The 12640-nt window shown below is 61.0% G+C and carries 10 protein-coding genes; 7 read left to right on the top strand and 3 right to left on the bottom strand.

Features of this window, described 5'->3' with window-relative positions; translation table 11 throughout:
- Nucleotides 1–10 precede the first annotated feature (10 nt).
- The 6 genes from adhE to cysW all read left to right on the top strand — a co-directional run bounded on the left by adhE (nucleotide 11) and on the right by cysW (nucleotide 9478).
- Nucleotides 11–2641, top strand: coding sequence for a bifunctional acetaldehyde-CoA/alcohol dehydrogenase (adhE, locus tag NW814_RS05590; RefSeq protein WP_414405578.1), 2631 nt, complete (start codon nucleotides 11–13; stop codon nucleotides 2639–2641).
- A 28-nt stretch (nucleotides 2642–2669) separates the two neighbouring features.
- Nucleotides 2670–5501 (top strand): GNAT family N-acetyltransferase, encoded by a 2832-nt coding sequence (locus NW814_RS05595; RefSeq protein ID WP_414405517.1) that lies wholly within the window; start codon nucleotides 2670–2672, stop codon nucleotides 5499–5501.
- A 75-nt stretch (nucleotides 5502–5576) separates the two neighbouring features.
- The gene (locus NW814_RS05600) at nucleotides 5577–6611 is read left to right on the top strand and encodes a sulfate ABC transporter substrate-binding protein (RefSeq protein ID WP_414405518.1); all 1035 of its coding nucleotides are present in this window, start codon (nucleotides 5577–5579) and stop codon (nucleotides 6609–6611) included.
- Nucleotides 6612–6786: 175 nt separating this feature from the next.
- Complete coding sequence (locus NW814_RS05605; protein WP_011429377.1) at nucleotides 6787–7830, top strand: sulfate/molybdate ABC transporter ATP-binding protein; 1044 nt, start codon at nucleotides 6787–6789, stop codon at nucleotides 7828–7830.
- A 6-nt stretch (nucleotides 7831–7836) separates the two neighbouring features.
- A complete protein-coding gene (gene cysT, locus NW814_RS05610; protein WP_414405519.1) occupies nucleotides 7837–8649 on the top strand; it encodes a sulfate ABC transporter permease subunit CysT in 813 nt (270 codons plus the stop codon).
- Nucleotides 8639–9478, top strand: a complete 840-nt coding sequence (gene cysW / locus NW814_RS05615) for a sulfate ABC transporter permease subunit CysW (protein WP_414405520.1) — start codon at nucleotides 8639–8641, stop codon at nucleotides 9476–9478. Before cysT ends, cysW begins: the two co-directional genes overlap by 11 nt.
- A 13-nt stretch (nucleotides 9479–9491) precedes the next feature.
- Here cysW and msrA read toward each other — a convergent pair whose 3' ends face one another.
- From msrA to sfsA, 3 genes are all read right to left on the bottom strand, one after another.
- Nucleotides 9492–10166 (bottom strand): peptide-methionine (S)-S-oxide reductase MsrA, encoded by a 675-nt coding sequence (gene msrA / locus NW814_RS05620; protein ID WP_414393463.1) that lies wholly within the window; start codon nucleotides 10164–10166, stop codon nucleotides 9492–9494.
- An 82-nt stretch (nucleotides 10167–10248) separates the two neighbouring features.
- Nucleotides 10249–11034 carry an exodeoxyribonuclease III gene (gene xth, locus NW814_RS05625; RefSeq protein ID WP_414405521.1) on the bottom strand — a complete coding sequence of 262 codons (786 nt, stop codon included), beginning with the start codon at nucleotides 11032–11034 and terminating at the stop codon, nucleotides 10249–10251.
- Between the two features lie 14 nt (nucleotides 11035–11048).
- Nucleotides 11049–11768 (bottom strand): DNA/RNA nuclease SfsA, encoded by a 720-nt coding sequence (gene sfsA / locus NW814_RS05630; protein WP_414405522.1) that lies wholly within the window; start codon nucleotides 11766–11768, stop codon nucleotides 11049–11051.
- Between the two features lie 183 nt (nucleotides 11769–11951).
- On the opposite strand from sfsA, the gene NW814_RS05635 reads away from it, so the two are divergent.
- Nucleotides 11952–12548 (top strand): NYN domain-containing protein, encoded by a 597-nt coding sequence (locus tag NW814_RS05635; protein ID WP_414405523.1) that lies wholly within the window; start codon nucleotides 11952–11954, stop codon nucleotides 12546–12548.
- Nucleotides 12549–12640: the final 92 nt, after the last annotated feature.

Genomic DNA, 12640 nt, shown 5'->3' on the forward strand with positions numbered 1-12640 from the left:
GGATCCACCTATGCCTGTCACCAACCTCGAGGAACTGGAAGCTCTGATCCAACAGGTAAAAGCTGCCCAGGCTGAGTATGCCACCTTCACCCAGGAACAGGTGGATCGGATCTTTCACAAAGCTGCCCTGGCCGCCAACAACGAACGGATCCCGCTGGCCAAGCTGGCCGTGGAAGAGACCGGCATGGGGATTGTGGAAGACAAGGTAATCAAAAATCACTTTGCCTCTGAATACATTTACAACAAATACAAACACGAGAAAACCTGCGGCGTCATCGAGCGGGACGAGAGCTTTGGCTACGAGCGCATTGCTGAGCCGGTGGGGCTTTTGGCAGGTATTGTGCCAGTAACCAACCCCACGTCGACAACAATTTTCAAAGCCCTCATCACTCTAAAAACCCGCAACGCCATCATCTTTGCGCCTCACCCCCGTGCCAAGCGATGCACGGCTGCTGCAGCCAAAGTGGTCAAAGAGGCGGCTGAGGCGGCAGGCGCGCCGGTGGGGTTGATTGGCTGGATTGACGAGCCCACGATTGAGCTCTCCCAGGCTTTGATGCAGCATCCTGAGGTGAAGCTGATCCTGGCCACCGGCGGCCCCGCCCTAGTCAAGGCGGCCTATTCCTCCGGCCACCCCTCGCTGGGTGTGGGGGCAGGCAATACCCCGGCAGTGATCGATGCCAGCGCCGACATCCCCACAGCCGTCAGCTCGATTATCTTGAGCAAGACCTTCGACAACGGCATGATCTGCGCCTCAGAACAGGCGGTGATCGTGGTGGATGCTGTTTACGAGCAGGTCAAGGCCGAATTCCGCCAGCGGGGGGCCTACTTTTTGGATCCGGAACAAACGCAAGCGGTGCGCTGCCTCCTCCTCAAAGACGGCCGCCTCAATCCGGCTATTGTCGGCCAATCGGTGCAGACCATTGCCGCTCTGGCCGGGATCCAAGTACCCGAAGGCACGAAGCTCCTGATTGGAGAAGTGGACAAGGTGGGGCCTGAGGAGCCGTTCTCCTACGAAAAATTGGCCCCTGTTTTGGCCCTCTACCGCGCCAAGGATTTCCACAGCGCTGTCGATATTGCCGTCCAAGTGGTCAATTTCGGTGGGCGGGGTCACACCTCTGTTTTGTATACCGATCCCGCCAATCGGGACGATATTGCCTACTTTGAAAATGCCCTACAAACAGCGCGGGTGCTGATCAACACCCCCTCTTCCCAGGGAGCAATTGGGGATCTCTACAACTTCAGGCTGGATCCCTCGTTAACGTTGGGCTGTGGCACTTGGGGGGGCAATTCGGTCTCGGACAATGTGGGGCCGCGCCACCTGCTCAACATTAAAACGGTGGCCTACCGGCGGGAAAATATGCTCTGGTTTCGGGTGCCGCCCAAGATCTACTTCAAGCCGGGATGTCTACCGGTGGCGCTGCGGGAGTTGGCCGGCAAAAAACGGGCTTTTTTGGTTACCGATAGGCCCCTCTTCGAGCTGGGCGTGCTGCAGGCGGTTACCCGGGTTTTGGACGAACTGCAGATCAAGTGGGATGTCTACCACGACGTGGAGCCGGATCCCACCCTCAGCAACGTCAACCGCGGCCTGGAGCAGTTGCGCCAATTCCAGCCGGATGTGATCATCGCCGTGGGGGGCGGATCCCCGATGGACGCGGCCAAGGTGATGTGGCTGATGTACGAGCAGCCGCAGGTGGAGTTTGAAGGCCTGGCCACGCGCTTTATGGACATCCGCAAGCGGGTCTACGAGCTGCCGCCGCTGGGGCAAAAAGCCCAACTGGTCTGCATCCCCACCACTTCCGGGACGGGATCCGAGGTGACGCCCTTTGCCGTAGTCACCGACGACCGGGTGGGGATCAAGTACCCACTGGCCGACTACGCCCTCACCCCCAGCATGGCCATCGTGGATCCGGATCTCACTTTGAAGATGCCCAAGAAGCTAACCGCCTACGGCGGCCTCGATGCCCTTACCCATGCCCTGGAAGCCTATGTCTCGGTGATGGCCAGCGAGTTTACCGACGGGCTGGCGCTGCAGGCCATCAAGCTCCTGATGACCTACCTGCCGCGGGCCTACGAGAAGGGCGCCGAGGATCCCGAAGCGCGGGAAAAAGTCCACTACGCTGCCACCATTGCCGGCATGGCCTTTGCCAACGCCTTTTTGGGGGTGTGCCACTCCTTGGCCCACAAGCTGGGATCCACCTTCCACCTGCCCCACGGCCTGGCCAACGCTTTGATGATTACCCACGTCATCCGCTACAACGCCACCGACGCTCCCTTCAAGCAGGCCATCTTTCCCCAATACCGCTACCCCAACGCCAAGCACCGCTATGCCGAGATTGCCGATTACCTGCAGTTGGGCGGGGCCAATGACGATGAAAAGGTCATGCGCCTCATTGAGGCTATCGAGGAGCTCAAGCGGAAGCTGGGGATCCCGGCCAGCATTCGCGAGGCCCTCAGCGAGAGCGAGCAGGCGTTCTACGACCGTCTGGAAGCGATGGCGGAGCAGGCTTTTGACGACCAATGCACCGGCGCCAACCCCCGCTACCCCCTCATCCAGGACATGAAGGAGCTGTACATCTTGGCCTATCGGGGCTGCCGGGTAGAGGCTGCCCTCTACCACCAGCCGGAGCCGGCTCTGGCCTAAGAGCCGCCTTTCTGCTCCCAGCCAAAACGTGACCCCCACCCTGGCAACGGCTATGGCTACGCTGCACCGCCCCGATCCCAGCCTCGACATCTGGAAGGCCAGATCCCACCCCTTAGCTCCCATTTTTCTGCCCCGCTCGGTGGCCGTGGTGGGGGCGACAGAGCGCGAGGGCAGTGTTGGGCGCACGGTGCTGTGGAACCTCATTAGCCATCCCTTTGGCGGCACGGTCTACCCGGTCAACCCCAAGCGGCACCAGGTGTTGGGCATCCGGGCCTACGAGCGGCTTTCCGCCTTGCCCGAGCCGGTGGATCTGGCCATCATCGCCATCCCGGCAGCCGGGGTGCCGGCGGTTATCCAAGAATGCGTCGAGGCCGGAGTCAAGGGGGCCATTGTCCTCTCGGCAGGCTTTAAGGAAATCGGCCCGGAGGGGTTGGCCCTGGAAAAGACCATCCAACAGGCCGCCCGCGGCAAGTTGCGCCTAATTGGCCCCAACTGCCTGGGGATCCAAAACCCCCACACTGGCTTGAATGCCACCTTTGCCGCCCAGATGGCCCGACCCGGCAACGTGGGGTTTATCAGCCAAAGCGGGGCCCTCTGCACTTCAATCCTGGACTGGAGCCTGCGGGAAAATGTGGGCTTTAGCGCCTTCATCTCCCTGGGATCCATGCTGGATGTGGGCTGGGGGGATCTGATCGACTACCTGGGCGAGGATCCCCATACCCACAGCATTGTCCTCTACATGGAATCCATTGGAGATGCCCGCTCCTTCCTATCGGCAGCCCGCGAGGTGGCGCTGAGCAAGCCCATCATCGTCATCAAGGCAGGGCGCACCCAGGCAGCAGCCCAGGCAGCAGCCTCCCACACGGGATCCCTCACCGGCAGCGACGCGGTTTTGGATGCGGCCTTTCGCCGTTGTGGTGTGCTGCGGGTGGATCGCATTGAAGATCTCTTCGACATGGCGGAGGTGCTGGCCAAACAGCCTCGTCCCCAAGGGCCCCACCTCACCATCCTCACCAATGCCGGCGGGCCGGGGGTGCTGGCCACTGACGCCCTCATCCGCGCCGGCGGATCCCTGGCCCAGCTTTCTCCCCAAACCCTGGAGCAGCTCAACCAGATCCTGCCGCCCCACTGGAGCCACGGCAACCCCATCGATATCCTGGGCGATGCCGGCCCGGAGCGCTTTGCCCAGGCGCTGGAAGTGGTGCTGCGGGATCCCGCTAGCCAGGGCTGTTTGGTAATCCTCACCCCCCAAGCCATGACGGATCCCACGGCCACGGCTGAGAAAGTGGTGGAGACCTGGCGGCGCAGCGGATCCCGCCAACCCATCCTGGCCAGTTGGATGGGGGGAGCCCTGGTGGATGCCGGCGAGCAGATCCTCAACCAGGCCGGGATCCCCACCTACCGCTACCCCGACCAGGCGGCGCGGGTGTTTAGCTACTTGTGGCGCTTTAGCGACAACCTCAAGGCCCTCTACGAAACTCCCACTTTGCCCCCTGCAAGAGCGGTCGAGCGGGATAGGGTGCACCAAATCCTCAGCCAAGCCCGGCAGCAAGGTCGCACGCTCTTAACCGAGGTCGAGTCCAAGGAGATCCTAGCCGCCTACGGGATCCCGGTGGTGCCCACGCGGGTGGCAGCAAGTTCGGAAGCGGCGGTGGAAGCTGCTGAGGCCATAGGCTACCCGGTGGTGCTGAAGCTTTACTCCCACACCCTCACCCACAAAAGCGACGTAGGCGGCGTGCAGCTCAACCTGCCCGATGCCGAAGCCGTGCGGCGGGCCTACCAGCAGATCCAGACTAATGTTGCCGAAAAAGCCGGATCCCAGCACTTTCAAGGGGTGACGGTGCAGCCCATGGTTCCCACCAACGGCTACGAGCTGATCCTGGGCAGCAGCGAGGATCCCCAGTTTGGGCCGGTGTTGCTGTTTGGCAGCGGTGGCCAACTGGTGGAGGTGTTCCGGGATCGCGCCATTGGCCTTCCCCCCCTCAACACCACCTTGGCGCGGCGCTTGATGGAGAATACCCTCATCTACAAGGCCCTCAAAGGGGTGCGGGGACGCCGAGCCGTGGATCTGGAGGCCCTGGAGCAGCTCTTGGTGCGCTTTAGCCAACTGGTGGCCGAGCAGCGGGAGATCAAAGAGATCGACATCAACCCGCTGCTGGTCTCTGGCGAGAAACTGCTGGCTTTGGATGCCCGCGTCATTTTGCGAACCGAGCAGGATCCCCAGGTGCCCTTGGCCATCCGCCCCTATCCCACCCAGTACATCTGGAGCTTCCGGGACGGCATCACCATTCGCCCCATTCGCCCTGAAGACGAGCCTTTGGTGATCGATTTTCACCGCCACGTCTCCGATTACAGCGTCTATCTGCGCTACTTCCACCCGATCAAATACAGCGCCCGCATCGCCCACGAGCGCCTTACCCGCATTTGCTTTAACGATTACGACCGCGAGATTGCCTTAGTAGCAGAAAAACAGGAGCCAGAGGCCAATCGCGTCAGCGGGACGAAGTCCTTAATCCTCGGCATCAGCCGCCTCTCCAGAAAACATGGCTTTCCCCAAGAAGCAGAGTTTGCCCTCTTGGTGGCGGATCCCTACCAAAGACAGGGGATCGGCACGGAGCTCTTGACCCGCCTCATTCAGGTGGCCCGCTGCGAAGGGATCCAGCGCCTGGCCGGCGAGGTGCTCAGCGAAAACGAGGGCATGCGCCGCCTGTGTAGGCGCTTGGGGTTCCAGTTGCTCCCCTCCCCAGAGGATCCCGGCCTCCTCAGGGCCACGTTGGATCTTGCTGCCGATGCAGCCCTCCCCACGCCCTGCCTAGGGAGCCCTGGCTCTAAAAACGGTTTACCGACCGGCTTACCGTAGAATAGATCCCTGACGCCCAACCTTCCCGCGCCTTTGGGGAGAGGGGTTGGGGGTGAGAAGCTTTTGGGGATGGCTGTGAACAGATTACCCATCGCGGTGGGCTGGTCGGCGAGAGTGGGGCGGTGGCTGGGGCTGGGATCCCTGCTCCTGGGACTTCTGCTGGGGCTGGGTGGCTGCGGCGGCGGGGCGGGATCCCAGGGGGAAGTGAGGATTCTGCTAGCTTCTTTTGCAGTGACCCGCGATGCCTACCGGCAGATCATCCCTGCCTTTGAGGCCCACTGGCTGGCCCAGACTGGACAACGGGTGCGTGTAGAAAGCAGCTACGCTGGCTCGGCAACGCAAGCGCGGGCGGTCATCGAGGGGCTGGATGCCGACGTAGTGGCCCTGGCCCTGGGCCTGGATGTGGAGCGCATTGTGGCTGCCGGCCTGATTCGGCCGGGTTGGGAAAGTCGCACACCCAACCAAGGGATCGTCACCCGTTCAGTGGTGGTGATGGTAACGCGGGAGGGCAACCCCCACGATATCCGCTCCTGGACGGATCTGGCTCGGCCCGGCTTGCAGGTGGTTACTGCCAACCCCAAAACCTCAGGGGGTGCCCGCTGGAACTTTTTGGCCCTCTGGAGCGCTGTCCCTGAGCCGCAGGCCCTAGCCTTCACTACTCAGGTCTACAAAAACGTCCGCGTCCTGCCGCGGGACTCGCGGGAGGCTACGGATGTCTTTTTCCAAAAAGGGCAGGGGGATGCCCTGCTCACCTACGAACATGAGGTGATCCTGGCGGGCTTGCGCGGCCAGCCCTTGCCCTACGTGGTGCCGGATCCCAACATTTCCATCGACAACCCGGTGGCGGTGGTGGATGCCAACGTAGACCGCAAGGGCACCCGCGCCGTGGCCGAAGCCTTTGTGGACTATCTCTTTACGCCCGAGGCGCAGCGGGCCTTTGCCGAGGCGGGTTTTCGGCCGGTGGAGCCCACGGTGGCGCAAGAGTTTGCCTGGCGTTACCCTCCTGTTGAGAAACTGGTAACCGTTGCCGACCTAGGCGGCTGGGAGACAATCCAAAACCGCTTCTTTGCCGATGGAGCTTTGTTTGACCGCATTCAAGCCGAGTTGTAGGGAGGCTCCCTTGTTTTGGATTCCCATTCAAGTTATTCTGGGAGCTGTATCAACGGTTTGTTGACAGGTTTACCGTAGATTAGGTGGGCGTTTAACTTCCCTCAACCTTTTGAGAAGACTCAGCCGGCAACCAATCCAGCAACTGCTCAGGCAAACCACTAGCTAGGCAGAGCCTATGGGCATCACCATTGCAGGGGTATCGAAGCGTTTCGGCGAGTTTCAGGCGCTCTACCCTACCGATCTCACCATCCCCACGGGATCCCTAGTGGCTTTGTTGGGGCCGTCGGGTTCTGGCAAATCTACCCTGCTGCGCCTGATTGCCGGCCTGGAGAAGCCAGACACGGGGCGGATTTTCCTCACCGGGCGGGATGCCACCCACGCCAGCGTCCAGGAGCGCAACGTCGGCTTTGTCTTCCAGCACTACGCCCTGTTTAAGCACATGACGGTGCGGCAGAACATTGCCTTTGGCCTGGAGATCCGCAGGCTGCCAAGAGCTGAAATTCGGGCACGGGTGGACGAGCTGCTGGAGCTGGTGCAACTGTCGGGGTTTGGGGATCACTACCCCTCCCAGCTTTCGGGCGGCCAGCGGCAGCGGGTGGCCCTGGCCCGTGCTCTGGCGGTGGAGCCGCAGGTGTTGCTTTTGGATGAGCCCTTCGGAGCCCTGGATGCCAGGGTGCGCAAGGAGCTGCGCCAGTGGCTGCGGCGCCTACACGACGAGGTGCATGTCACCACCGTCCTGGTTACCCACGACCAAGAAGAGGCTATGGAGGTGGCCGACCAAATTGTGGTCATGAACCAGGGGCGGATCGAACAGGTGGGATCCCCTGCCGAGATCTACGACCATCCGGCCACCCCCTTTGTCATGAGCTTTATTGGCCCGGTCAACGAGCTCTCGCCCCGCTCCGTATTATCCTGCCAGCTCCCTGAAGCGCAGGCCGGCCCGCATCGGCTTTTCTTGCGCCCCCATGATGTCCAAATCGAGCTCAGCCCCACCAGCAGCGGTGTCTCGGCTTGGGTCAAAGAGATCATCCACCTAGGGCGGGAGATCCAGGCGGAGCTGGTCTTGAGCGATGGCGGATCCCTTTGGGCCCACCTTAGCCGCGAGCAATACGCCAGCCAGCCCCTGCACATAGGGCAGCAGGTTTACGTGCGCCCCAGGGTAATCAAAGCCTTCCCCATCAAGAAAACGGAAATGACAGCCATGGCGGTGGGAGCTTAGGGAACCTTGCTGCAGGCGGTGTTTCCAGTGTCTTGGCCCTGGTGGCTGACCCTAGGCTATCTCTTCCTGATGCTGGTCTTGCCACTAGCTGCCTTGGTTGCCAAGGCCAGCACCTTGGGCTGGGCAGAGTTTTGGCGGATTGCCACCGATCCCCTGGCCCTCTCTGCCTATGAGGTTACTTTTGTAACCGCCTTGCTGGCGGCCTTAGTGAACGGTGTGATGGGCACTCTGACCGCCTGGGTGTTGGTGCGCTACGCCTTCCCTGGGAAAAAGCTCCTCGAGGGGTTGATTGATCTGCCCTTTGCCCTGCCCACGGCTGTGGCCGGCCTCACGCTGGCGACCGTCTACAGCAGCAACGGCTGGATAGGATCCCTGCTGGCTCCCTTGGGAATCCGCATTGCCTTTACCCGCTGGGGGGTGGGGGTAGCAATGCTGTTTATCTCTTTTCCCTTTGTGGTGCGGACCGTGCAGCCGGTGCTGCAGGAACTGGAGCCGGATGTGGAGGAAGCTGCCTGGAGCTTGGGCGCCTCCCGCTGGCAGACCTTTTGCCGAGTGGTACTACCGCAAATTCTGCCGTCTATCCTAACAGGGGTGGCTCTGGGGTTTTCTCGCGCTGTCGGTGAGTATGGCTCCATCGTCATTATTGCCGCCAGCATTCCCTTCCAGGATTTGATTGCGGCGGTGCTGGTCATCCAAAGACTGGAACAGTACGACTACGCCGGCGCCACGGTGATTGGGACGGTGATGCTGGTGATCTCCTTCCTGTCGCTGGCGGTGATTAACCTTCTGCAAGGCTGGGCAAGTCGCCATGAGACCTAAGGGAGTTGCCGAGGTTCAAGGGAAGCCACCCGCCAACCCTTGGCTGGCTGGCCTGCTGATTGGGATCGTCTTGCTCTATGTGGGGCTGCTCATCGGGATCCCCCTGGTGAATGTCTTCTACCAGGCGTTGCGGGAAGGGATCCCCAGTTTTTTTCAGCACCTGGGGGAGCGAGAGTTTCTCAGCGCAGCCCGCTTGACTTTGCTAACTGCCCTGGTTGTCGTGCCTCTCAATACTCTTTTTGGCCTCTGCGCTGCCATAGCGCTAGCACGCCGCCGCTTTCCAGGGCGGGCCTTGCTGCTTAGCCTCATTGACCTGCCCTTTTCCATTTCGCCGGTAGTAGCCGGCCTGATGCTGGTGCTGATCTTTGGCCGTCAAGGTTGGCTGGGATCCTGGAACCTGCGGGTCATTTTTGCGTTTCCAGGCATTGTGCTGGCCACGGCTTTCATCACCTTGCCCTTTGTGGTGCGGGAAGTATTGCCGGTGCTGGAAGAGGCCGGCACCGAGGAAGAAGAAGCCGCCAAAACTCTGGGGGCCAATTCCTGGCAGATCTTCTGGCGGATTACCCTGCCCAACATCCGCTGGGGCCTCTTGTATGGAGTCATCCTCACCAATGCCCGCGCCATGGGGGAGTTTGGCGCTGTGGCGGTGGTCTCGGGCAACATCGTTGGGCGCACCCAAACCCTGCCTCTGTTTGTGGAAGATGCCTATCGCAGCTATGCCACAGGATCAGCCTATGCAGCCGCGGTGGTGCTTTCTTTGCTGGCGGTGGTGACCCTAGTGGCCAGGGAGCTGCTGGAGCGGGGATCCCCTTCCCGCCGCATCTTTTAGGTTCCCTCTCTCTCTAGGGAGAAAGGTCGGGGGTGAGGAGCTCCGGCAGCGGTACCCCAGTTCCCCCCAGGCCGCAGTAGCCGCGCGGGTTTTTGGCGAGGTACTGCTGGTGGTAGTCTTCGGCGTAGTAGAACTCTGGAGCCTCCAGGATCTCAGTGGTGATGGGGCCGTAGCCGTGGGCGCTCAGGACTTGCTGGTAGAGGTCGCGGGTTTTTTCCGCCAGCTCCCGCTGGGTCTGGGAATAGACGTAGATGCCGGAGCGATACTGAGTGCCCACATCATTGCCCTGGCGCATCCCCTGGGTGGGATCGTGGTTTTCCCAAAACACTTTCAAGAGCTGGAGGTAGCTAATCTGGCTGGGATCGTAAACCACCCGCACCACCTCGTTGTGGCCAGTCAAGCCGGTGCAGACCTCTTCATAGGTGGGGTTGGGAGTATACCCGCCCGCATAGCCCACTGCAGTGGTATACACCCCAGGCAACTGCCAAAACCTGCGCTCCGCTCCCCAGAAGCAGCCCATGCCAAACATGGCTAGCTCCATCCCCTCGGGAAAAGGGGGCTTCAGGGGCGTGCCCTTGACGTAGTGCCGGTTAACGATTGCCATTGGCTCGGAGCGGCCCGGCAAAGCCTCCTCCGGGGTAGGCAGGGTCAGTTTCTTGCTCAGTTTGCCGAAACCAAAGAGCGCCATGGCGGCAGCCCGATACATTCGTTAACGTCTACCAGCCTAGCGTAGATAGCCGCTGTTGTCTCAAGGGAGCGGCTTAGGGACTTTAGACTGCCAGCTCCACAACCACAGGGGCATGGTCGCTGGGCTTTTCTGCCCGCCGCGGCTCGACGTCGATCCAGCAAGCCGTAGCTTTGTCCTGAAGCAAGGGGGAAAGGTAGAGGTGGTCAATGCGCCAGCCCCGATTCTTCTGGAACCCCCCGGCCCGGTAGTCCCACCAGCTAAAATGCCCAGGGTCCGGGTTAAACTTGCGAAAGGCATCCTCAAAGCCCAAAGCCAGGATCTTCTGCAGGGCCTGCCGCTCCGGCTCAGAGGCCATGATTTCTCCGGCTTTGCCGGGATCATAGATATCCCGATCTTCCAGGGCGATGTTGAAGTCGCCACAGAGAAGAATAGGCTGCCCTTGGTCGAGGGCCACCTGGAGGTAGTCTTTCAGGCAGGCCAGCCAGCGCAACTTGTAGGCGTACTTGTCAGATCCCACCGCCTCGCCGTTAGGCACGTAGAGGTTGAGGATGCGGATGCCGCGGTAGAGGCCGCCGATAAGCCGCTTTTGCTCATCCAGCTCTGCGGCTGCCGGCAGCAGGGCAGCAAAGCCCCGCTCCACCTTTTCCGGCACCTCCCGGCTGACGAGGGCAACGCCGTTGTAGGCTTTCTGCCCGTACACCTCCACATGAAAGCCCCGCTCCTCGAAGGGGGCACGGGGAAACTCCGCATCCGCCACCTTGGTCTCCTGCAGGCAGAGCACATCCAGGGATCCCTGCTTGTCCAGCCAGGCCAAAACCTGGGGCAGGCGGCTGCGGATGGAGTTGACATTCCAGGTGGCTACTTGCATCCCAGAAGGTTCTCTCAAGCCACAAGCTTAGCTAGGCCCAGGGGGCGGATCCCTTGCGGCGAAACCTCGACCCGGTAGGGCAGCACCTCAACTCCCGCCTGCAGGGCCTGGTGAAACAGACGGGCATAGCGAGGATCCCGTTCTGCTCCGGGGGCAAACTCGGTGCAGTCGGCGCGGTTAATCCAATACAGCAGCAGAGCCCGCTGACCCTGTCGGCGGATCTCCATCAAGTCTTCCAGGTGTTTTTGACCGCGAGTCGTCACGGTATCGGGAAAAAGGGCACAGGAGCCAACAGCCCAGGTTGTATTTTTAACCTCCAGGTAGGCACAGCCGCCCGGCCCCTCCAAAAGAAAGTCCATCCTGCTTTTGCCCCAGACCACTTCCCGCCGCCAGCGGGAAAACTGAGCCAGTTGGGGGAACCAGCCCTGCTGCAGCCCCCATTCCACTAGGCGATTGGGTAGGCCAGTGTTGATCCCTACCCACACCTCCCCCACTTGGATCATCTCCCAGGTGTAGGCCAGCTTGCGCCTGGGATCGGGGTGATAGGAGAGGCAAACGGGTGCCCCCACCTGGCAAACTCCCGTCATCGGGCCGGTGTTGGGGCAGTGGGCAGTTACCTGTTGCCCATTTTCCAGCTCCACCTCGGCAAAGAAGCGCTTGCAGCGGCCGCGCAACACGCCTTTGAGTAGGGGAATGGGGAAACGATAGGGTGGCGGGCCCTCCTGCCCAGGCATCTGCAAGTGCCCTCCAGCTAAGTATTTTTTCTTTAGGATTTTGGAAGTCTTCCAGGGGGGAGCGATCTTCTACGCTAGGGTAATGGCGTAAGCTAGGGCTCTCATGGGCCGATGCCTTGCTCCCCTGATTTTAATATCCTACCTTCTCTATCCCTTGGCCAAAACTTGGAGAAGACAACTCGAATGTTGCGTCTTGACCCTGACCCTGGCTTTCAGCTTCCGGAGCCTTTTCAGGACAACCGCGGGCGCGTAGCCATCTTTATTGACGGGGCCAACCTCTTCTACGCTGCCCTGCAGATGGGCATTGAGATTGACTACACCCGCCTCCTGAAGACGCTCACCGGCCGTTCTCCCCTTCTGCGCTCCTTTTTCTACACCGGCGTCGACCGCAACAACGAAAAGCAGCAGGGGTTTTTGCTCTGGATGCGCCGCAACGGCTACCGTGTGGTTACCAAAGAGCTGACCCAACTGCCCGATGGCTCCAAGCGGGCCAATCTAGATGTGGAAATCGCTGTGGACATGTTGTCGCTGGTGCGCTGGTACGAGACGGCGGTGCTGGTAAGCGGCGACGGGGACTTGGCCTATGCTGTCAATGCCGTCAGCTACCAGGGAGCACGGGTAGAGGTGGTTAGCCTGCGCTCTATGACCAGCGATCAGCTCATCAACTTGGCGGATCGCTACATCGACCTGGAATCCATCAAGGACTACATCAAGAAAACCAACCGTTCTTCCTATCTCTACCGAGGGGGAGTTAGCAACGACGAAGAGGACGAGGGCTAGAGCCCTAGGAGGCCCACCACTCCCCAGCCCTCCTGCCATTCTAGGCAAATGCCCACCTGGCTTCCTAGCCCCTCTGCTGGGAAGCTAGGTGT

This window comes from Synechococcus sp. R65.1 (assembly GCF_047461755.1).
Classification (GTDB): domain Bacteria; phylum Cyanobacteriota; class Cyanobacteriia; order Thermostichales; family Thermostichaceae; genus Thermostichus.